We start from the raw sequence: 21,328 nt of genomic DNA, 5'->3' as shown, positions 1-21,328 counted from the left end.
AGCCGAGCCGAGCCGAGCCGGCCGTTCCGCCCGGTGGCCCCGGACGGGGCGGCTCAGCCGTACGGCACCCGCCGGGCGTCCTCGCCGCCGGGTTCCACGGATCACATCGCCGCGCGGCACAGCTGTCGTACCCCACCCGTAGACTTCACCCGTGGCAGGCAGGATCAATGACGACGATGTGAAGGCGGTACGGGACGCGGTCCCGATCGACGCCGTCGTTTCCGAGTATCTCCAGCTGCGCAACGCCGGCGGTGGCAACCTCAAGGGTCTCTGCCCGTTCCACGACGAGAAGTCCCCCTCCTTCCAGGTCAGCCCGGGCAAAGGTCTCTTCCACTGCTTCGGCTGCCAGGAGGGCGGCGACACGATCGCCTTCGTGATGAAGATCGACCACCTCTCGTTCTCCGAGACGGTCGAGCGGCTCGCCGCCAAGGCGGGCATCACCCTGCGGTACGAGGAGGGCGGGTACAACCCCTCCCATCAGCGCGGTGAGCGCATCCGGCTGGTCGAGGCGCACAAGGTGGCCGCCCAGTTCTATGTCGAGCAGCTGGACAGCCCCGAGGCCGAGATCGGCCGGAAGTTCCTCGCCGAGCGCGGCTTCGACCAGACGGCGGCCGCCCATTTCGGCGTCGGCTACAGCCCGGCCGGCTGGGACCACCTCACCCGCTATCTGCGCGGCAAGGGCTTCAGCGACAAGGAGCTGATCACCTCCGGCCTCTCCCAGGACGGCAGGCGCGGCCCCATCGACCGATTCCGCGGCCGGCTTATGTGGCCGATCAGCGACACCTCCGGCGATGTCGTCGGCTTCGGCGCCCGCAAGCTGCGCGACGACGACAACGGACCGAAGTACCTCAACACCCCCGAGACCGCGATCTACAAGAAGTCCCAGGTGCTGTACGGCATCGACCTGGCGAAGAAGGAGATCGCGAAGGCCAGCCGGGCCGTGGTCGTCGAGGGCTACACCGACGTCATGGCCTGCCATCTCGCCGGGATCACCACCGCCATCGCCACCTGCGGTACGGCCTTCGGCGGCGACCACATCAAGATCCTGCGCCGCCTCCTGATGGACAACGGCAGCGCCCGGGTGATCTTCACCTTCGACGGTGACGCGGCCGGGCAGAAGGCCGCCCTGCGCGCCTTCGAGGACGACCAGAAGTTCGCCGCCGAGACGTACATCGCGATCGCCCCGGACAACATGGACCCGTGCGATCTGCGCCTGGCCAAGGGCGACGAGGCCGTCCGCGACCTGGTCGAACCCCGCACCCCGCTCTTCGAGTTCGCGCTCCGCCAGATCGTCGGCCGGTACGACCTGGAGACCCCGGCGGGCCGAGGCGCCGCGCTCGACGAGGCGGCACCCGTCGTCGCCCGGATCAAGAACAGCTCCTCGCAGCACGAGGTCGCCGTCCAGCTGGCCGGCATGCTCGGAATCCTGGACACCCAGTTCGTGGTCAAGCGCGTCGGCCAGCTCGCCCGCTGGGCCCGCGAGCGGGGCGAGCAGCGGGGCCCCGCGCAGGCCCCGTCCCGCGGCGGCCCCCAGTCCCAGCAGGTCCGGGCGCCCGCCGCCCCCTCGGGCCCCGCCCTCAACCTCCGCAGCCCCGCCCACCGCACCGAGCGCGAGCTGCTCAAGCTCGCCCTGCAGAAACCCGCCCTCGTCTCACCGGCCTTCGACGCCTACGGGGCCGATGAGTTCACCGCCCCGCCCTACGCCGCGGTCCGGCAGTGCATCGCGGAGGCGGGCGGCGCCGAGATGGGTGTCCCGGAGACCCGCGAATACCTGGTCCAGGTGCTGGACGCGGCCCCCAACGACACGGTGCGCAATCTGGTCACCGAGCTGGCGGTGGAGGTCTTCCACGGCAAGACCATCGACGAGACCTACGCGGGCATGCAGCTCGTCCAGGTCCGGCTGCGCGCCGTCGACCGCCGGATCAACGACGTGCAGGGCAGTCTCGCCCGTCTCGGCAGCAATGTCGCCCCGGACCATCTCGCGGCCGCGCAGAACGAGGTCTGGGTCCTCCAGCAGTACGCCCAGGCCCTGCGCAACAACGGCGCCGACGCGCTCTGACGCGAGGTTCCGGCGCCGCGAACCGGGAAGGCGCACCGGGTCCGTCCGGTCGCCGCCGCGTCCTCGATCGCCGGACGGGCTCGAAAAGCCGTCCGTCCCCGTAACCGCTCGGTCACGGACCGGACTCAGAAAGTCCCCGCACGCCCCTCGTGGCAGCGATATGTCTTCCCCCACACTGGGGGGCGGTGCCTGAGTCATCGGAGCGCGGCCGGCCCACCGAACGGTGGTCCTCCATCCCCGCGATCCGGCAGCGATCACCTGGAGGTCGCCCCCGTGCAGACCCGGACCCTGACCGAAACCGAGCATGTCTCGGCAATACCCGCGCAGAACCGGGCCGTGCATCATCCGGAGGCCGCGGTGGAGCCGCAGACATCGTCCGATCCACCCGACCCACCCGAGGCACTCATGGAGGAGCTGCCCCGGGCGCCCGAAACGCCGGAGCCGCGGGGCCGCCCGGAGGCCGCCGGCCCGTCCTCCGATCTCTTCCGCCAGTATCTGCGGGAGATCGGCCGGATTCCGCTGCTCACCGCCGCCGACGAGGTGGAGCTCGCCCGCCGTGTCGAGGCCGGTCTCTTCGCCGAGGAACGGCTCGCGAGCACCCCGGACCCGGACACCCGACTGGCCGTCGATCTCGACCGGTTGGTGGTCATGGGGCGGATGGCGAAGCGCCGTCTCATCGAGGCCAACCTCCGTCTCGTCGTCTCCGTCGCCAAACGCTATGTCGGCCGCGGGCTGACCATGCTCGATCTGGTCCAGGAGGGAAACCTCGGACTGATCAGGGCGGTCGAGAAGTTCGACTACGCCCGGGGCTACAAGTTCTCGACGTACGCGACCTGGTGGATCCGTCAGGCCATGTCCCGCGCCCTCGCCGACCAGGCGCGGACCATACGGGTGCCGGTCCATGTCGTCGAACTGATCAACCGCGTCGTACGGGTGCAGCGCCGGATGCTCCAGGAGCGCGGCTACGAGCCGACGCCCGAGGAGGTCGCCGACCAGCTCGACCTCACCCCGGAACGGGTCGGCGAAGTCCTGCGGCTCGCCCAGGAACCCGTCTCGCTGCACGCCCCGGTCGGCGAGGAGGAGGACGTCGCCCTCGGTGACCTGATCGAGGACGGTGACGCCGCGTCCCCGGTCGAGTCAGCCGCGTTCCTGCTGCTGCGCGAGCACCTGGAAGCGGTGCTCTCCACTCTGAACGAGCGTGAGCGGAAGGTGGTCCAGCTGCGCTACGGGCTGGCCGACGGGCGGCCCCGCACACTTGAGGAGATAGGCAGGATCTTCGGCGTGACACGCGAACGCATCCGCCAGATCGAGTCCAAGACCCTCAACAAGCTGCGGGACCACGCCTTCGCCGACCAGCTTCGCGGCTACCTCGACTGACCCCGCGGGGACGCCGGGCCGTGCGGGCACCGCCGGTGGACCGGCCGGGTCGGCACCTCGCCCATGAGAGCGGCCCGGTCCGGCCCGAAGAAGGAGGGCCCGCACCGCCGGCCGGCGGTACGGGCCCTCCTCATGCGCTGACTGCTTCTTCTAGTCGACCTCGGCGACCGCCTGCGCGAACTGCGCCGAATACAGCCGGGCGTACGCGCCCTCGGCATCCAGCAGCTCGTCGTGCGTTCCCTGTTCGACGATCGAGCCGTTCTCCATCACCAGGATGACGTCGGCATCCCGGATGGTGGAGAGCCGGTGCGCGATCACAAAGCTCGTGCGACCGTGCGCCAGGCGCGCCATCGCCTTCTGGATCAGTACCTCGGTACGGGTGTCGACGGAGCTCGTCGCCTCGTCGAGCACCAGGATCACCGGGTCGGACAGGAACGCCCGCGCGATGGTGATCAGCTGCTTCTCGCCCGCGCTGACGCCGGAGCCCTCGTCGTCGATCACCGTGTCGTAGCCGTCCGGCAGGGTGCGGATGAATCGGTCGGCGTGGGCCGCCTTCGCCGCCTCCTCGATCTCCTCCCGGGTGACCTCGCGCGAAGCACCGTACGCGATGTTCTCCGCGATCGACCCGCCGAAGAGCCAGGTGTCCTGGAGGACCATGCCTATCCCCGACCGGAGGTCGTCGCGCGACATGTTCGCCACGTCGACCCCGTCGAGGGTGATCCGGCCGCCCGTCACTTCGTAGAACCGCATCAGCAGATTGACGAGCGTGGTCTTGCCGGCGCCGGTCGGGCCGACGATCGCGACCGTGTGACCCGGTTCGACGTTCAGCGACAGATCCTCGATGAGCGGCTTCTCCGGGTCGTAGCGGAACGACACCTTCTCCAGCGAGACGCTGCCCCGCAGCTCCTCGGGGTGCTCGCCGGTACCCGGCGCGGGGTCGGCACCCTGCTCCTCGGCGTCCAGCAGTTCGAAGATCCGCTCGGCCGACGCGACGCCCGACTGCAACAGGTTCGCCATCGAGGCGACCTGGGTCAGCGGCATCGAGAACTGCCGCGAGTACTGGATGAAGGCCTGCACATCACCGATCGACAGCGAACCCGAAGCGACCCGCAGACCACCGACGACGGCGATCAGTACATAGTTCAGGTTGGAGACGAACATCATCAGCGGCTGCATGATCCCGCTGTTGAACTGCGCCTTGAAACCGGCTTCGTACAGCGCCTCGTTCTGCTCGGCGAAGTCCTTCGCGGACTCCTCCTGCCGGCCGAAGACCTTCACCAGGGTGTGCCCGGTGTACATCTCCTCGATATGGGCGTTGAGCTTGCCCGTCACCTTCCACTGCTGCACGAACTGCGGCTGGGACCGCTTGCCGACCTTCGCTGCCACGACCACCGAGAGCGGCACCGTCACCAGCGCAACCAGCGCCAGCAGCGGCGAGACCCAGAACATCATGACCAGTACGCCGACGATGGTGAGCAGGGAGTTGATGAGCTGGCCCATCGTCTGCTGCATCGTCTGCGAGATGTTGTCGATGTCGTTCGTCGCCCGGCTGAGCACCTCGCCGCGCTTGGCCCGGTCGAAGTAGGACAGCGGCAGCCGCGACAGCTTCGTCTGGATGTCCTCGCGCAGCTGGAACACGATCCGGTTGATGATCCGGATCGACAGCCGCGTCGCCACCAGCATCAGCAGCCCGGCACCGACGTAGACCGCCAGTGCCACCAGCAGTACGTCACCCACCGCACCGAAGTCGATGCCGTGACCCGGTGTGAAATCCACCCCGGAGAGCATGTCGGCGAGGCCGCTGTTGGTCCTGCGCAGGCCCTCGACGGCCTGCTCCTTGGTCGTTCCGTCCGGCATGTTCCGGCCGATGACCCCGGCGAACACCAGGTCGGTCGCCCTGCCGAGGATCTTCGGTCCGACCACCGACAGGCCGACGCTCAGCACACAGGCCGCCAGCATCACGTACAGCGGGGTCTTCTCCGCGGCGAAGCGCTTCAGCAGCCGCTTCGATGACCCCTTGAAGTCCATGGACCGGTCGGTCGGCGCCCCGCCCGCCATCATGCGTCCGCCAGGCCCGGCCATTACGCGGCCTCCGCTTCCGTCAGCTGGGAGAGCACGATCTCCCGGTACGTGTCATTGCCGTCCATCAGCTCGTGATGGGTGCCGGAGCCGACGACCCGGCCCTCGTCCAGCACCAGGATCCGGTCGGCGTCACGGATGGTGGACACCCGCTGCGCCACGATCACCACGGTGGCCTCGGCCATCTCCTGCGAGAGCGCCCCGCGCAGTGCGGCGTCGGTCGCGTAGTCGAGCGCGGAGAACGAGTCGTCGAAGAGGTAGATCTCCGGCCGCTGCACCAGCGTCCTGGCGATCGCCAGACGCTGCCGCTGTCCGCCGGAGACATTGGTGCCGCCCTGCGCGATCGGCGCGTGCAGGCCGTGTTCCAGCGCCTCGACGAACTCCTTGGCCTGCGCGACCTCCAGCGCGTGCCACAGCTCCTCGTCGGTGGCGTCCGGGTTTCCGTACCGCAGATTCGTCGCGACCGTCCCGGAGAACAGATACGGCTTCTGCGGAACGAGGCTCACGGTCTTCGCCAGCAGCGCCGGCTCCAGCGTCCGTACGTCCGTGCCGTCGACCAGTACCTGGCCGTCCGTCACATCGAACAGCCTCGGTACGAGTCCGAGCAGTGTCGACTTGCCGCTGCCCGTCGACCCGATGATCGCGGTGGTCTCGCCGGGACGGGCCACCAGATCCACCGACCGCAGCACCGGCTCCTCGGCGCCCGGGTAACGGAAGTCCGCGCCACGGACCTCCAGATGACCGTGGGCGCGCAGCTCGCTGACCGGCTTGACCGGCGGAACCACGCTCGACTCGGTCTCCAGGACCTCCTGGATGCGCTCGGCGCAGACCTCGGCGCGCGGCACCATCATGAACATGAAGGTGGCCATCATCACCGACATGACGATCTGCATCAGATAGGCGAGGAACGCGGTCAGCGCACCGATCTCCATGCCGCCGCTGTCGATGCGGTGGGCACCGAACCAGACCACGGCGATCGAGGACACATTCACGACCGTCATCACGGTCGGGAACATCAGCGCCATCAGCCGGCCCGTGGACAGCGCCACATCGGTCAGCTCGTGGTTCGCGCCGCGGAAACGCTCCTCTTCATAACGGTCACGGACGAAGGCGCGGATCACGCGGTTGCCGGTGATCTGCTCGCGCAGCACCCGGTTCACGGTGTCGACCCGCTCCTGCATGGTGCGGAACAGCGGCCGCATCCGCTTGACGATCAGGCTCACCGCGATGCCGAGCACCGGTACCACCGCGAGCAGCACCGCCGACAGCGGGACGTCCTGGCCGAGCGCCATGATGATGCCGCCGACGCACATGATCGGTGCCGACACCATCAGGGTGAACGTCATCAGCACGAGCATCTGGACCTGCTGGACGTCATTGGTCGTACGCGTGATCAGCGAGGGTGCGCCGAACCGCCCGACCTCACGCGCCGAGAACGACTGCACCCGGTCGAAGATCGACGCCCGGACATCACGGCCGAGGGCGGACGCGGTGCGGGCGCCGTAGTAGACGGCCCCCATGTTGCAGACCACCTGGGCGATGCTGACGGCGATCATGATGCCGCCGAACTCCAGGATGTAGCCCGTGTCCCCCTTGACGACACCGTTGTCGATGATGTCGGCGTTCAGGGTGGGCAGATAGAGGCTGGCGCAGGTCTGCAGGAGTTGGAGGAGGACCAGGAGCAGGATGGGTTTCTTGTACGGACCGAGATAGGCCCGCAGGAGTTTTATGAGCACGCGTGTCTCTCGGAGTCGGCAGAGGTCGGGAGTCGACCCATTTTCGGGTACCCCGGAAGGGGGCCGCGAACGATTTTCTTCAAGACCAGGTCAAAAAACGGACCGAGTACACATGTGGAAGATCGATCTCCGACGGGTGTACCCGGTCATGTCACGCAGGGTGTGCGGCTCAGGGCGCGGAGTCGAACGCCCCCGGATGAATCTGGTCGCGCGTGGCCACGTACTGCTGGCGCACCGCCCGGCCGACCGCCAGCTCCTCGCCCGGCTCCAGCACCTGCGCGGCGGCACCCTGCCAGGCCGGGGGAGTGAGCGGATCGGCCGTCCCCTGCGAGACCCCCAGTGCCCAGGCCGCCTGCCGGGCCGCGCCCAGCGCCGCGTACTCGGCGGGCTGCGGCACGATCACCTGCGTACCGAACAGTGCGGGCGCGAGCCCCTGCACTGCGGGCAGTTCGGCCGCAGCCCCCAGCAGGAACACCCGCCGCACCTCGACACCGCGGCCGCGCAGTACATCGAGCGCGTCGGCCAGCGAGCACAGCATTCCCTCGAACGCCGCCCGCGCCAGATGCTCGGGCTTCATCGACTCGCGCCGCAGCCCGCACAGCGTTCCCGCCGTGTGCGGCAGATGCGGGGTGCGCTCGCCCTCCAGATACGGCAGGAGTACGAGCCCGGAGGCGCCCGGTGTCGACTTCAGCGCCAGCGCGGACAGCTCCTCCAGCCCCTCCACGCCCAGCATCTCGACGGACCCGCGCAACGCACGTACCGCATTCGACGTGTACACCACCGGCAGATGCATCCCGGTCGCGTCCGCGAACGAAGTGATCATCCCGCTCGGATCGGACAGCGCCTCGTGGTGCACCGCCATGACCGAACCCGATGCGCCCAGCGACACCACCGCATCGCCGGCCCCGACTCCGAGCCCGAACGCCGCCGCCATCGTCTCGCCGGTCCCCGCGGAGATCAGCAGCCCCTCGGGCGTCGTCCCGGCCGTATCGGAGGGGCCGAGCACCTCGGGCAGCGCCGCCTGCTGCCCGAGCGCGAGCTCCACCAGGTCGGGCCGGTAGGAGCCACTGCCCGCCGACCAGTAACCGGTGCCGGACGCGGCACCCCGGTCGGTGGTCCGCCGGGCCGGCCGCCCCAGCAGCTGCCACACCAGCCAGTCGTGCGGCTGCAGCACCGAGGCCACCCGCTGCGCCGACTCCGGCTCGGTCCGCGCCAGCCAGCGCAGTTTCGACACCGGCTGCGCGGCCTGCGGCACCGACCCGACCGCCTCGGCCCAGGCCTGCCGCCCGCCGAGCCCGTCGATCAGATCGGCCGCGGCGACCTGCGCCCGCCTGTCATTGCCGAGCAGCGCAGGGCGTACGAGATTGCCCTGGTGGTCCAGCGGCACCAGACCGTGCTGCTGCGCGGAGACACCGATGGCCTGCACGCCTTCGAGCAGCCCTCCGGTGGCGGCCTCACCGAGCGAGAGCAGCCACGCCTGCGGGTCGACCTCGGTGGCCTTCGCCTCGACGGGGTGTGCGGCGTACCCCCGGCGCAGCACGGCGCCCGTGTCCGTATCGCAGACGACGATGTGTGTGAAGGCGGAAGAACTGTCCAAGCCGGCGACTATGCCCATGCCCAAGATTCTGCCGCACCGCCGGAGCGTTTCCGTACCGGTGGCGCGGTAGTGGGCGGGCGGCCCCCGACTAGGTGTTGGTGGTGCCCCAGTCGTCCTCGCCGTTCTGGCCGCGGTCCCGCAGCGAGCGCACCCGGTCGGCCACCGAGGCGGGCATCTTGTCGCCGACCTTGTCGCTGACCGCGTGGTAGGCCTTGCCGGCCAGATCACGGCCGCTCTGTGCTGCGGACTCGGCGGTATTGCGCACGGCCGGATTCTGGGCGAACTGACGTGCGGACTTCTTCAGCTGCTCGTAACGTTCGCGCCCGGCCCGCGTGCCGATCACGTATCCGAGGGCCAGTCCGGCGATGAACGTGAGCCGGTACCGCATGGCTGCCACCCTTCCTTGCTCAGTGCGACGTGTGCTGCCCGCCTACCCGCGGGCACCCGAGATCACCCCGGGCGATACCGATTGGCAAAGCACCCCCCTGCTTGCGCTAATGTATGTGTCGCAGCGAACGCGCGCCGCCCGGCAGGAGCCAGGCAGGTAGGGTTCGGTGCAAACGCAGCAATCCCCTGTAGCTCAATTGGCAGAGCAGCCGGCTGTTAACCGGCAGGTTACTGGTTCGAGTCCAGTCGGGGGAGCGCGATCCCCTGTAGCTCAATTGGCAGAGCATTCGGCTGTTAACCGGAGGGTTACTGGTTCGAGTCCAGTCGGGGGAGCGGAACGGAAGAGGACCCTGCGGGGTCCTTTTTCGCGTGCCTGTCGTCGGCCCTTCGCTGTGGTGCGTGTGGGGCGCATGTGACGCTTTCGCGTCTACTTCGCTCCGTTCGGAACCGGGCAGGGCGCAGCGCGGTCTTCATGGTCATGCGAAGCCGACCATTCGGAGCGAGAGATCGTATGACCGGCTATGCTGCGGCAGACGGCGCGCACACTTGTACGCGCCACGCCGAAAAGGGGCGGTAGCTCAGCCGGTTAGAGCAGCGGACTCATAATCCGTCGGCCGTGGGTTCGAGTCCCACCCGCCCCACTGCCGCTGTTCCCGGCAGAAACGTTATGGCCTGTGCATATGCAGGCGGCAGGGCCCTCATGGATTCCATGAGGGCCCTCACCTTAGCCCCGGACCAAGATCAAGTGGCCGCGCCGCGGCCCGGCGCGTCGCCCGCCGGATCTCTCGTGCCGTCAGGGGGTGTGCGGGCAGACTTGATTGCGCGCGACGGAGCGCGGCCGCACAGCGTCCGTCAGGCCCGTGCCGCCCGTGAGACCGGCTTGTTCAGGCTCTGTTGGTGAGCTTTGCCATGGGCAAAGGTGGCCAGTCGCTGAAGGGCAGTCGGCGCCCTGGCTCCGGGGTGTCCAGAGAGTCACCTATGGCAACGCTCTGAAGGTTTACGGTATTTCGTGACTTTTGTCCGAATCGCGGCTTGTACGACTTGTTGGTCGTCGGGGGTAGTCGTAGTGTCGGAAGTGCCGCAGCAAGAGCAAGGAGCGGCGCAGATACCCTCCAAAGGAGACGAAGATGAACGTACGCAGCATCTTCGACCACAGGGACAGGGACCACGACGGTGGCGGTGGCTACGGCTACGGACGCGGCTTCGGACGCGGACGCGGCGGCGGTTACGGCGGCGGCGGCGGCGGTTACGGACGCGGCGGCGGCGGTTACGGCCGTGGACGCGGCGGCGGCGGCGGCGGTTACGGCCGTGGCGGCGGCGGTGGGTGGGGTTACTGACCCGACACCCCCGACACCATCCCCGAAACGAGGCAGGCTCGCGCTCCGGCGCGGGTCGGCCTCGCGGTTTTGGGGTCCGCGCCTATGGAGATGGTCCATAGTCCGAGCACCTCTGTGACGTGACGCCCATGCGCCTCCGCAGCTCGTCCCGGCGCCCAGCGCCCCCCGAAGAGACTTCTCAGGACTCGGTGACGGATGTCCCGATCCGCACGGATCCCATCAGCATCGTCGTGGCGTTCCGGCGCTTCTGGCCACTGACCGAGGGTGACCGGCGCTGGCTCGTCCTCATTTTCCTGTGCGCCGTCCTGGCCGCCGTCGCCGAGACCATCACGGTCCTGCTCTTCGCCAAACTCACCGACACCGCCCTGCAGACCGGCTCCGTCAGCGCCTTCTGGAAGCCTGCCGGCCAGTGGGTCGCCGTGGCCGTCATCGGTGCGGTGGTGGGATATCTGGGCAACTCGCTCGCCGCCTGGGTCGCCGAACGCTTCGTGATGCGGCTGCGGGCACGGGTATTCAGCCATCTCCAGACGCTTCCGCCGCACTTCTACCAGCGCAATCGCCGCGGTGACCTGGTGGAGCGGCTGACGGGCGACGTGGAAGCCATCGAAGCGCTCGTGGTCTCCGGCATCGTCGGTGCTGCCTCCGCCCTGTTCAGCACGGTCTTCTACGCCGCCGCCGCCCTCTGGCTGCGCTGGGATCTTGCCCTCGCCACCTTTGTCATGGTGCCGCTCTTCTGGTTCACGACCACCCGTTTCGCCGGGCCCCTGCGCGCGGTGTCCCGGCGCGGCCGCGCGGCGGACGGTGCCATCACGGCAGTGGTCGAGGAAACGTTGGTCAACGTCGTCATGACCCAGGCGTACAACAGGCAGCAGGACGAGGAGACGCGGCTCCTCGACAAGGCACGGATCCGGCTGAAGACAGCGGTGAAGGCGGTCCGCCTCACCGAGTTCTACGAGCAACTCGTCGAGGTCCTCGAAACGTTGTGCGTCCTGGCGATCATCGGCCTGGGGGCGTGGGAGATCTCCCAGCAGCGGATGACGCTCGGACAGCTGCTGGCCTTCGCCGCCTTCATCGGCTACCTCTACCCGCCGATCCGCTCCCTGGGCCAGCTCGGTCTGACGGCCACAGCCGCGACCGCGGGAGCCGAACGGCTGCTGGAGATCCTCGACGCCGAGCCCGCCGTCACCGACCCGGCCGCCTCCGTGCCCGCCCCGCCCCGCAACCGCGCGCTCGGAGAGGTGGAGGCGTGTCAGGTCACCTTCCGCTACCCCGGCAGCAGCGAGCCGGTGCTCCGGGATCTCTCGTTCACCGCGAGTCCAGGGGAACTGCTGGTCATCACCGGCCCCAGTGGCGCGGGCAAGTCGACCCTGGCGGCCCTGCTGCTGAGGTTCTACGACCCGGATGCCGGCAGTATCCGGCTGGACGGCGTGTCCGTGGACCAGTTGCCGCTGACCTACCTCCGCCAGAACATCACGCTGCTGCCCCAGGACACGCTCGTCCTGCACGACACCATCGAGGAGAACATCGACTGCGGGCGCACGGATGTGAGCCACCGTGACGTCGTGGAAGCCGCGAAGGCGGCCGACGCCCACGGGTTCATCCGCATCTTGCCGGAGGGATATGACACCGTCATTTCCACCGGCACTTCGCGACTCTCCGGAGGCCAGCTGCAGCGCATCGCCATCGCCCGCGCCATGCTGCGCGACGCACCTGTCCTCCTTCTCGACGAGCCCACCACCGGACTGGACAGAATGGCCGCACAGCGCATCCTCGCGCCGCTGCGGCGTCTCGCCGAGGGACGCACCACCATCGTGATCACGCACGACCTGGCCCTTGCCGCGGACGCCGACCGCATCCTTGTTCTGGACGAGGGACGTCTGGTGGAGTCGGGCACGCACACCCAACTCCTGGGCCGGAGAGGTCTGTACGCCACTCTGTTCGAGCGCCGTGCCCAACAACCACACAACGGCACTGTGTACTCGCCTGCCCGCCCGTCAGGAATCCACTGGAGGTAGGCGGGCGGGAGCGGGCGGCGAACTGCGCGGCCGGCCGCGCCTCCTGACGTGGAGGCGTGGCTGGGAACAGGCTGTGCCCGATGGGGACCGGACCACCGGACACACGCCGGTCGTTACCATCCGCTGTGACCGAAACAGCCGAAGAACCTGCACGCCGCACACGAATATTCGCCGATCTGACGCCGCTGCGGACCTCCCCCGACTACCGGCGGCTCTGGTTCGGGAACACGGTCTCCTGGATCGGGCAGGGAATGACGGCGCTCGCCGTCTCGCTCCAGGTCTACGACATCACCGGGTCCGCCTTCTCGGTCGGGCTCATCGGGTTCTGTTCGTTCCTGCCGCTGGTCGTCTTCGGGCTGTACGGCGGGGCCGTCGCGGACACCGTCGACCGGCGCAAGCTGGGGCTCGCCAGCTCCGCGGGGTCGTTCGTCCTCTCCGTCGCGCTGGTCGCCGTCACCGTCGCCGGGGTGGACCAGGTGGGGCTGCTCTACGCGATCGTCGCTCTGCAGGCGGCCTGCTTCGCGGTCAACGCTCCGGCCCGCAGCTCGATGATCGCCCGGTTACTGCCGGCCGAGCAGCTGCCCGCCGCCAACGCGCTCACCTCCATGACCAGCACCACCGGCACGCTGGTCGGGCCGATGCTCGGCGGGCTGATCGTCGGCTGGTGGGGGTACCGGGCCGCGTACACCGTAGACGCCGTCACCTTCACCGCCTCGCTGTACGCGATGTGGCGGCTGCCCTCGATGCTGCCGGAACGGGGGGAGGGCGCGGGCGACAAGCGGGCATCCGTCGCGGACGGGCTGCGCTTCCTGGGGACCAGGCCCAATCTGCGGATGACCTTCTTCACCGACCTGTGCGCCATGGTGCTGGCCCACCCCCGGGCGCTGTTCCCCGTCGTCGCCGTGGTCTGGTACGGCGGTGACGCGAAGACCACCGGGCTGCTGGTCGCCGCTCCCGCGCTGGGGGCGCTGCTCGGCGGGGTGTTCTCCGGATGGCTGGGACGCGTCCGCCGTCAGGGCCTTGCCGTGCTTCTCGCCGTCGCCTGCTGGGGCACCGCCATCGCGATCTTCGGGCTGACCCGCCAGCTCTGGCTCGGGCTGATCTTCCTGGCGCTCGCCGGGTGCGCGGACAACACGTCGATGGTCTTCCGGAACACCATGCTCCAGGCGGCCGTGCCGGACGAGATGCGAGGTCGGCTGCAGGGCGTGTTCATCGTTGTGGTGGCGGGCGGACCCAGACTCGGCGAGTTCCTGGCGGGATCGGCCGCCGATCTGACCTCGCCCGGCCTGGCAGTGACCGGCGGTGGGATCGCCTGTGTCGTCGCCGTATCGCTGCTGGGGCTGCGGTGGCGCGGGTTCGCGCGGTACGACGCGAAGGACCCGCAGCCCTGACGGCTCGGTCCTCGGACGGATCCGGCCGCACCGGTGCGGGCGGCGGCGCGGGCCCGGGAGTCCGCGTACCCGGCCCAGGACAGGGGCCCGTCCCCATCCGTGTCGTGGTCGGCCACGCCGGATTCGACGAACTCATCGAACTCGGTGGTGACGCGATCGCCGCCCTCGCCGTCAGCCGGTCAGGCATGGAGCGACCGCTTCATGATCTTGCCCAGGTCGTTGCGGGGAAGGGCGTCCAGGTAGCGGACCGTGCGCGGGCGCTTGTGCGGGGACAGCTGGGCGGCCACATGGTCCGCGAGCTCGTCCTTCGTCGGGGGCGAGGCGGGGTCGTCCGGCACCACCCAGGCGACGATCCGCTCGCCCAGATCCGGGTCCGGCTCACCGGTGACGGCGGCCTCGCGGACGCCGGGGTGGTCGAGGAGCGCGTTCTCGATCTCACCGGCGCCGATCTTGTATCCGCCGCTCTTGATCAGATCGGTGGCCTTGCGGCCGACGATCCGTACATAGCCGTCGGTGTCACGGGTGGCCATGTCTCCCGTACGGAACCAGCCGTCCTCGGTGAGCGCGGCGGCCGTGGCGTCGGGGCGGTTCAGATAGCCGGTGAAGAGGTTCGTACCGCGCACCTGGATCTCGCCGATGGCGTCGGGGTCGGTGAGGACGGTGCCGTCCTCCTCGACCAGGCGGAGCTCGACGCCGCGCAGGGGTGCGCCGACCGTGCCGGGGCGGGGTTCGCCGTCGGCCCGGACGCCCGTGTTCATCAGGGTCTCCGTCATGCCGTACCGCTCGATGACCCGGCGGCCGGTCGCCGCCGCGATCCGCTCGTGGTCATGGACCGGCAGTGCGGCAGACCCGGACACCAGCAGCCGGGCCCCGGCCAGCGCCTTCGCCAGCTCGGTCGCACCGGGGGCGGAGCCGTCGAGGGCCTCGGCCAGCCGGTGGTACATCGTCGGTACGCCGAAGAGCATCGTGCCGCCGGACGACAGCTCCCGGGCCACACCGTCGGTGGAGAACCTGCCCAGGTGCCGTACCGATCCGCCACGGCGCAGCGGACCGAGCACGCCCAGGATCAGACCGTGCACATGGAACAGCGGCAGGGCGTGGACGAGCACGTCGTCGCCGGTCCACTGCCAGGCGTCCTCCAGCGCGTCCAGCGACGCGGCGATCGCCCGCCGCGGCAGGATCGCGCCCTTGGGCGGGCCCGTGGTGCCGGAGGTGTAGACGATCAGCGCGGGGGACTCGGTGGAGGGCTCCGGGAGTGCGGCGCCGCCGCCTTCACCGTCCGGGGCCGTGTCGACATCGATACGGCCCAGCGTGTCCAGCACCGGAGGGAGCACGTCGCCCGCCCCGGCCAGCACCACGGTCGGTTCGCTGTCGGCCACGATGTGCGCGAGTTCGCGCGTGCCCGTCTTCGGGTTGAGAGGCACCGCAGGCACCCCGGCCCGCAGCGCGGCCACGACGGCGACCACGGTCTCGGGCGTGGGCGTGGCCCATACGGCGACTCGTCCGGCACCACTGAGACGCGCGGCGAGCGCGGTGGAGGCGGTGGCCAACCGGTCGTACGTCATGGTGTGTTCGCCGAATCGGGTGGCTTCCCGGGCGGAACCGTCATCCGGCACAAACAGAAGAGGAGTCACCTGCCGCACCCTAGCCCGGCACCCTTGGGCCCGTCCGCCGACCGGTTCGCCCTCAACCGCCGGACGGTCTCAAAAGATGTCCTCAATCGCCGGACGGGCCCGAAGACGCCCCGGCCGGCTCCGAAGCAGCCACCGACCCGGCGAGAGCGATCAGATTCCAGGACCAGAAGGTCAGCCCGAAACCGATCGTGGCCATCACGAGCTTGCGACAGGCGGCCGTGGACGGTGCGCCGACCGGGACAGGAGGCTGCTTGACGGCTGTATCCACCCGATCGGTCAAGGGCGGGCACAAGTCATGGGCCCGTCGGGATGCGCCATGCGGGGCGAACCCGGCCGGGAACCGCGCGCGGGGAGGGGAGAGCTCCGGATGCGCCTTGCGAATTCACAATCCGGACAAAGCTGCGACAATCGCAGTATGGACCGTCTGGACAGGGAAATCCTCGGCATCCTGCAGGAGGATGCCCGGATCTCGTACCGCGATCTGGGCGTGCGGGTAGGGCTCAGCGCCAACGCCGCGGCCGACCGGGTGCGCCGGCTGCGGCGCGACGGGGTCATCCGCGGCTTCACCGTGATCATCGACCCGGCCGCGGACACCCGTACGGGCCTTGTCGTCTTCATCGATGTGTCGCTGCGGATGGACACGACGAACGAGGTGTTCGAGCGGGCGGTGCTCGCCCTGCCCGGCATCACCGAAGTGGTGCATGTGACCGGCGGCCACGACTACCTCGTACGGGCCGCCGTCGCCGACACCGCAGCGCTGGACGGACTGCTGCGCAGGCTCAAGCGGGAGGCCGGCGTCGCCCACTCCAACACCCGCGTCGCGCTCAGAGCGGCGCCTGCCAGGTGAAGGTCGGTGAGCGTGAGCCGTCCTCGTCCCGGCCGTCGTCGGCGACCGCCAGCCGGACCGCGGCCCGCCCGTCCGGCAGCACGGCCGTCGCATCCACCTCCACCTCGATCGCCGATACCCCGGCCCGCCGGTGCGCGGTCGCGAGGGCGCTACGCAGCGCGGCGAGCAGCCGCCGGTCCACAGGATCGCGGACCAATGTGTCGACCGCCCCGTCGAAGTGCACCGACGGCTGGAAGCCGAGGACGGCCGCGGCGCCCCTGGTCTCCCGCAGCACCCGGCCGCGGAACGTGGCGGGGACCTCGGCGGGCGGCTGCTGGAGGGTGAAGATCGCCGTCCGTACCTCCTGAATGGTGGAGTCCAGCTCGTCGACGGCCCTGCCGAGCAGCTCGTCCGCCTCCAGGGCGGCGGCCCTGTGACGGGTCGACTCCAGCATCGTCTCGGTCGCGAACAGCCGCTGGACGACGAGGTCGTGCAGATCGCGGGCGATCCTGTCCCGGTCCTCGTACACCGCGAGCTGTTCCCGGTCGTGCTGCGCGTCCGCCAGGACCAGGGCGAGTGCGGCCTGCGAGGCGAACTGGGAGGCCAGCAGCCGGTCCGCGGCCGTGTATGGGCGGTCGCCGCGCCGCCGGGGCAGGGCCAGGGTGCCGATCAGCCGCCCGCCGCTCTGCAGCGGCAGCATCATGCTGGGGCCGAACCGCGTCCGCACATGCGTCGTCATCCGCGGATCGGTCGCCGAGTCCTCGATGAACACCGGTTCGCCGCCCAGCAGTTGGACCAGCACGGCGGAGCCGGGTTCGATGGTCGTACCGACGATCCCGGCCGGGTCGTCGAGTGTGGACGCGGTGACGATCTCCATCCCGCCCTTCTTGTTCGGCTGGAGGATCACCCCGGCACAGGCGTCGGCGAGGGCTCTGGCCCCCTCGGCGACGGTCATCAGCGCGTCGGCCGTGTTCCCGCCGGTCAGCAGGGTGGTGGTGACGGCGGCCGCCCCCTCGATCCAGCGCTCCCGCTGCCGGGCCGCCTCGTACAGCCGGGCATTGCCGATCGCGATTCCGGCCTGCGAGGCCAGCACCCGCAGCAGCGCCATGTCCGAATCGGTGAAGCGGCCGGTGCGTTTCTCGGTGAGGTAGAGATTGCCGAACACCTGGTTCTGCACCCGGATCGGCGACCCGAGGAAGGAGTGCATCGGCGGGTGGCCGGGCGGCACCCCGCAGGAGCGCGGGTCGGTGGTCAGATCGTCCGAGCGCAGCGGCTCTGGTTCGTCGATGAGGACGCCGAGCATCCCCGAGTGCCCGTCCGGGAAGCGGCCGATGCGCTGCCGCTCGGTGTCGTCGAGGCCCGAGGTGAACAGCTCGCTGATGGTGCCGCGCTCGGCGTCGAGCACGCCGAGCGCGCCGTACCGGGCCTCGGTCAGTGCGGCGGCGGCGTCCACGATCTGCTGGAGGGTGGTCCGCAGCTCCAGATCGGTGCCGACGCTCAGCACCGCTTCCAGGAGCATCGGCAGCCGGGGTGCCTGCGGAGTGCCGGACGCGGCGGCCGTCTCCTCGTCCGGGGGCCCGGCGGCCGCGTCCGCCGCCGTCTTCGTTGTCTTCGCTGTCTTCGCTGTCTCTTCGGTCATACGCCGCACCCCCCGCGGTGGTCAGCAGGCGAGCGGGTCGAGAACCAACGGCTCGATCTTCCCGTCCAGCATCGCACCGAGCCCCAGTACGGAACACACGTCGGGCCGCTCGGCGATGTGCACGGGCACACCCGTGGCATTCCGCAGCATCTGTTCGAGACCGGGCAGCTGCGCGCTGCCGCCGACCATCATGATCCCGCAGTCGGCGATGTCGGCCACCAGGTCGGGCGGACAGTCGCGCAGGATCTTGCCGAGGGCGTCGAGCACCGCGGTCAGCGGCGCGTGGATCGCCTGACGCATCGCGGCGGTGTCGACCTGCACCGAGCGGGCCAGGCCGGTCGCCACGTCCCGGCCGTGGATCTCGGTCGTGGCGGGAGCGTGCGCGCTCAGACCGCCGCCGCTGAGCGCCAGCTGGAGCGGGCGTACGGACTGGCTCGGCAGCATCAGCTCGTGGTGCTGGCGCAGATGCTGGATCACCGCGTGATCGATGGCGTCGCCGCCGACCGGGATGCGTGCGGCGGTCACGATCGAACCGAGCGAGAGCACCGCGAGCTGGGTGGTCGCCGCCCCGCACACCATGATCATGGAGGCGGTCGGCTGCTCGACGGGCAGACCGCAGCCGACGGCCGCCGCGATCAGGGTGTCGACCAGTTCGACCCGCCGGGCGCCCAGACCCACCAGGGTCTCGACGGTGGCCCGCTGGGCGAGCGGATCGCTGTCGTGCGGGGTGCAGGCGGCGGCCCGCAGCCGTGGCTTGCGGCGCAACTGGCGGCGGAGCTTGTCGCCGAGCAGCTGGCGGAGCATGCGTTGGGCCATCTCGATGTCGATGACGGTTCCGCCGGTGACCGGGTGGACCACCCGGATGTAGTCGGGGGTGCGGCCCGTCATCTGTTCGGCGAGCGTGCCGACGGCGATGAGCGAGCCGGTACGGGTGTTCATGGCGGCGGCACTCGGTTCGTCGACGACGAGCCCGAGCCCCTTGACGTACACACGGGTCCGGGCGGCCCCGAGGTCGACGGCGACATGGCAACGGCGCAACTGCTCAAGGCTGACGGTCACGGCAGGTTCTCCCGAGAGCGCTGATTGGGGTACCGGCGGCAGCCGGCTCTCTTCGCATCGTGCGCCGTTCGGAGTCATTGCGCGCGTCGGGATGGGCCATAGGGGTACAAAGCTGACGAACCGACAGAAAAGTGCGGTACGGGGAAGTCAGCCGGGCAGCAGCCGCTGGAACAACCCCCAGGTGAATTCGGCGACATACGGCTCACCCGTCCCGGGCGCGGTGATCGCGAGCGCCCACCGGGTCGGTGCGCTGCCTTCCATGGGGCGGGCCGGTGCGAAAGCCCGTGCGACCTCGTCCACCGTGCCCGACCAGGGACGCAGATCCTCGACCGTACGCAGCTCGGGGCCCGGCGCTCCCGGCGCCCGGACCAGCCATTCGTTCCATACCGCCCCGCCCGGCGCGACCATTACCTCGAACCGCAGATCCGGCCAGAGCGGCACCGGCCACAGCAGCGCGTCGCACTCCAGGTCACCGATGGTGCGATGTACGGACGACTCGGGCTCGCCGAGCACCGAACGGTAGCGGCGCAGGGCGCCCCGCCCGCGCGGCGCCCGCACCATGGCCTGCCAACGGCGGTTGGCCTCCCGCATCTCGGCGAGCGAGGCGCTCAGTTCCTGCCGGGCGTCGTCGACGAGGGCGGGTTGATGGTCGGCCATCCGGCGCAACAGGACGAGCTGGAACTCTCGAGGGCCGAAATGCGTGGGCGCGGTCATGGATTCAACGTTTCCACACAGGATCCTCACCTGATCGGCTATCTACGCCGTCCTGCAGGCATCTAATCTGCGGGCGCCATGGATTACTGCCACCCGTGTCAGCGGCATCTCAACGGTGCCCTGGCCTGTGCCGGATGCGGAACCCCCGCCGAGGCGCTGAGCCACTGTGCGACGCCTGCGTTCTCCGGTCACGAACCGGATGCGGAGCGCGAGACGCCCGCACCGTCCCAGCCCGGGGGCCGACGCAGCCGGGGGCGCGATACTGCCCAGCCCCCGCGCGGCACACATGGTTCCCACAGGCCGGAACGGAGGGCCGGGGCGCAGGGGCGTGGCCGGCGTGCGCACCGCCGTCGCGGCCGGACGGCCCTGCTCGTCGTGCTCGGCGTGGTGCTCGCGGCCGGGGCGCTGAGCCTGGCCGAGCTGGCCATCGAGCCGAAGGGCGACGGCGGCGCCTCGGACTACGTACGCGAATCGACCTCGGTCACGACCGAGCCGGTCCCCGACCCCTCGGCGAGCGACGCGGTCGAGCCGTCCGGTCCGGTGGGCGGTCCATCCGTGCTCCCGGCCACCGATTCCCATCCGGCCGATGCCACGGGAGCGGGCGGGGCGACCGGCAGCGCCCGCCCCGAGGGTTCCGCCGCTTCGGCACCGGCCTCCACCACGCCCTCCGCCTCCACGGCCCCGTCGGCCGGCCCGAGTGCCACGGCGGGAACGCCCGGCCAACCCTCGGCCTCCGTCCGTCCCAGCGGCGGCCCGAAGCAGTCGGCAAGCCCGGCGCCGCCCAAGCCCAGCCCGACGCCCTCGCCGGCCAAGTCCGGCACGTGCTGGTTCCTGTGGTTCTGTTAGCGAGCGGTTCGCCCGGTCGCGTGGTCCCCGGCCGCGCCGCGTCCTCAGTCGCGGCGCGGGCCTGATTCGCCCAGCATCCGCCGCAGCAGGTCCCGCAGCATCGCCCGGTCCCCGTCCGACAGCTCGGCCAGCGGCTCCCGGGCGAAAGTGAGCGAATCGCGCAGCTGCTGCGCCGTCCGCGAACCCTTCTCCGTCGGGGCGGCCAGCTTCACCCGCCGGTCGGCCGGATCCGGCCTGCGCTCCACCAGACCGCGCGTCTCCAGCCGGTCGACGATGCCGGTGATGTTCGACGGCTCGCACTTCAGCTTCTGGGCGATCTTGCGCATGGGCATCGGCTCCAGGGAGAGCAGCCCGAGGACGCGCGCCTGGGCGCCGGTGAGGGAGTGGGCCGCCGCGGCCTCGTCGTACTCCTCGTAGTAGCGCGCCACGACGGTACCGATGAGCTCGACGACTTCGAGGGTCAGAGGGTCTGTACGAGTGGTGGCCATGACGCCCAGGATAGCCGGTTACTTGACAAGGTGAAATATTCAGGAGCATGGTTGTTTCACGTAATGAAGCATTTCGGCTTCCCCCGTCGACCCCCACCGGCCGGGGCGAAGCTTCCCCCACCCCGTAAGGCATCGAGGAGACCC

17 protein-coding genes and 3 tRNA genes are annotated in these 21,328 nt (G+C 70.0%); 10 read left to right on the top strand and 10 right to left on the bottom strand.

What is annotated here, in order from left to right:
* The first annotated feature begins 151 nt into the window (after positions 1-151).
* Both dnaG and ACZ7IB_RS01580 read left to right on the top strand, forming a co-directional pair.
* Positions 152-2,059, top strand: a complete 1,908-nt coding sequence (gene dnaG / locus ACZ7IB_RS01585; RefSeq protein WP_470908261.1) for a DNA primase — start codon at positions 152-154, stop codon at positions 2,057-2,059.
* Positions 2,060-2,332: 273 nt separating this feature from the next.
* Entirely contained in the window at positions 2,333-3,436 is a 1,104-nt protein-coding gene (locus ACZ7IB_RS01580; RefSeq protein ID WP_470908260.1) for an RNA polymerase sigma factor, read from the top strand.
* Between the two features lie 150 nt (positions 3,437-3,586).
* Here ACZ7IB_RS01580 and ACZ7IB_RS01575 read toward each other — a convergent pair whose 3' ends face one another.
* The 4 genes from ACZ7IB_RS01575 to ACZ7IB_RS01560 form a co-directional block, all read right to left on the bottom strand.
* Complete coding sequence (locus ACZ7IB_RS01575) at positions 3,587-5,518, bottom strand: ABC transporter ATP-binding protein (RefSeq protein WP_470908258.1); 1,932 nt, start codon at positions 5,516-5,518, stop codon at positions 3,587-3,589.
* The gene (locus ACZ7IB_RS01570; protein ID WP_470908257.1) at positions 5,518-7,251 is read right to left on the bottom strand and encodes an ABC transporter ATP-binding protein; all 1,734 of its coding nucleotides are present in this window, start codon (positions 7,249-7,251) and stop codon (positions 5,518-5,520) included. Before ACZ7IB_RS01570 ends, ACZ7IB_RS01575 begins: the two co-directional genes overlap by 1 nt.
* A gap of 169 nt (positions 7,252-7,420) precedes the next feature.
* The gene (locus ACZ7IB_RS01565; RefSeq protein WP_470908255.1) at positions 7,421-8,866 is read right to left on the bottom strand and encodes an FGGY family carbohydrate kinase; all 1,446 of its coding nucleotides are present in this window, start codon (positions 8,864-8,866) and stop codon (positions 7,421-7,423) included.
* Positions 8,867-8,936: 70 nt separating this feature from the next.
* Entirely contained in the window at positions 8,937-9,236 is a 300-nt protein-coding gene (locus ACZ7IB_RS01560; protein ID WP_327275370.1) for a YtxH domain-containing protein, read from the bottom strand.
* A 181-nt stretch (positions 9,237-9,417) separates the two neighbouring features.
* Here ACZ7IB_RS01560 and ACZ7IB_RS01555 point away from each other — a divergent pair.
* The 6 genes from ACZ7IB_RS01555 to ACZ7IB_RS01530 all read left to right on the top strand — a co-directional run bounded on the left by ACZ7IB_RS01555 (position 9,418) and on the right by ACZ7IB_RS01530 (position 13,978).
* Positions 9,418-9,490, top strand: a tRNA-Asn gene (locus ACZ7IB_RS01555).
* Between the two features lie 5 nt (positions 9,491-9,495).
* A tRNA-Asn gene (locus ACZ7IB_RS01550) sits at positions 9,496-9,568 on the top strand.
* A 234-nt stretch (positions 9,569-9,802) separates the two neighbouring features.
* Positions 9,803-9,876 (top strand) — tRNA-Ile (locus ACZ7IB_RS01545).
* A gap of 486 nt (positions 9,877-10,362) precedes the next feature.
* Positions 10,363-10,572 carry a hypothetical protein gene (locus tag ACZ7IB_RS01540; RefSeq protein ID WP_470908253.1) on the top strand — a complete coding sequence of 70 codons (210 nt, stop codon included), beginning with the start codon at positions 10,363-10,365 and terminating at the stop codon, positions 10,570-10,572.
* A gap of 128 nt (positions 10,573-10,700) precedes the next feature.
* Positions 10,701-12,587, top strand: a complete 1,887-nt coding sequence (locus ACZ7IB_RS01535) for an ABC transporter ATP-binding protein (RefSeq protein WP_470908251.1) — start codon at positions 10,701-10,703, stop codon at positions 12,585-12,587.
* 125 nt (positions 12,588-12,712) lie between these two features.
* Complete coding sequence (locus tag ACZ7IB_RS01530; protein ID WP_470908249.1) at positions 12,713-13,978, top strand: MFS transporter; 1,266 nt, start codon at positions 12,713-12,715, stop codon at positions 13,976-13,978.
* A gap of 179 nt (positions 13,979-14,157) precedes the next feature.
* On the opposite strand, the gene ACZ7IB_RS01525 is transcribed toward ACZ7IB_RS01530, so the two are convergent.
* The gene (locus ACZ7IB_RS01525) at positions 14,158-15,543 is read right to left on the bottom strand and encodes an acyl-CoA synthetase (protein WP_470908743.1); all 1,386 of its coding nucleotides are present in this window, start codon (positions 15,541-15,543) and stop codon (positions 14,158-14,160) included.
* A gap of 151 nt (positions 15,544-15,694) precedes the next feature.
* Positions 15,695-15,880: a hypothetical protein gene (locus tag ACZ7IB_RS01520; protein ID WP_470908247.1), complete on the bottom strand. Its 186-nt coding sequence runs from the start codon at positions 15,878-15,880 to the stop codon at positions 15,695-15,697.
* Positions 15,881-16,027: 147 nt separating this feature from the next.
* Between ACZ7IB_RS01520 and ACZ7IB_RS01515 the strand changes: the two genes are divergently transcribed.
* Positions 16,028-16,459 carry an Lrp/AsnC family transcriptional regulator gene (locus ACZ7IB_RS01515; RefSeq protein WP_093897145.1) on the top strand — a complete coding sequence of 144 codons (432 nt, stop codon included), beginning with the start codon at positions 16,028-16,030 and terminating at the stop codon, positions 16,457-16,459.
* Here the strand turns inward: ACZ7IB_RS01515 and ACZ7IB_RS01510 are convergent.
* The 3 genes from ACZ7IB_RS01510 to ACZ7IB_RS01500 form a co-directional block, all read right to left on the bottom strand.
* Positions 16,437-17,957, bottom strand: a complete 1,521-nt coding sequence (locus ACZ7IB_RS01510; RefSeq protein WP_470908742.1) for a GAF domain-containing protein — start codon at positions 17,955-17,957, stop codon at positions 16,437-16,439. The two genes, ACZ7IB_RS01515 and ACZ7IB_RS01510, sit on opposite strands and share 23 nt — an antisense overlap.
* Before the next feature lie 141 nt (positions 17,958-18,098).
* Entirely contained in the window at positions 18,099-19,136 is a 1,038-nt protein-coding gene (locus ACZ7IB_RS01505) for a rod shape-determining protein (protein WP_470908246.1), read from the bottom strand.
* Between the two features lie 147 nt (positions 19,137-19,283).
* The gene (locus ACZ7IB_RS01500; RefSeq protein ID WP_470908244.1) at positions 19,284-19,850 is read right to left on the bottom strand and encodes a hypothetical protein; all 567 of its coding nucleotides are present in this window, start codon (positions 19,848-19,850) and stop codon (positions 19,284-19,286) included.
* A 78-nt stretch (positions 19,851-19,928) separates the two neighbouring features.
* On the opposite strand from ACZ7IB_RS01500, the gene ACZ7IB_RS01495 reads away from it, so the two are divergent.
* Positions 19,929-20,696: an SCO2400 family protein gene (locus tag ACZ7IB_RS01495; RefSeq protein ID WP_470908242.1), complete on the top strand. Its 768-nt coding sequence runs from the start codon at positions 19,929-19,931 to the stop codon at positions 20,694-20,696.
* Positions 20,697-20,740: 44 nt separating this feature from the next.
* Here the strand turns inward: ACZ7IB_RS01495 and ACZ7IB_RS01490 are convergent, their stop codons facing one another.
* A complete protein-coding gene (locus tag ACZ7IB_RS01490; protein WP_470908240.1) occupies positions 20,741-21,184 on the bottom strand; it encodes a MarR family winged helix-turn-helix transcriptional regulator in 444 nt (147 codons plus the stop codon).
* Positions 21,185-21,328 lie beyond the last annotated feature (144 nt).

It is taken from the genome of Streptomyces sp. NPDC037301 (genome assembly GCF_055602785.1).
This window is presented reverse-complemented; position numbering and strand designations above follow the sequence as displayed.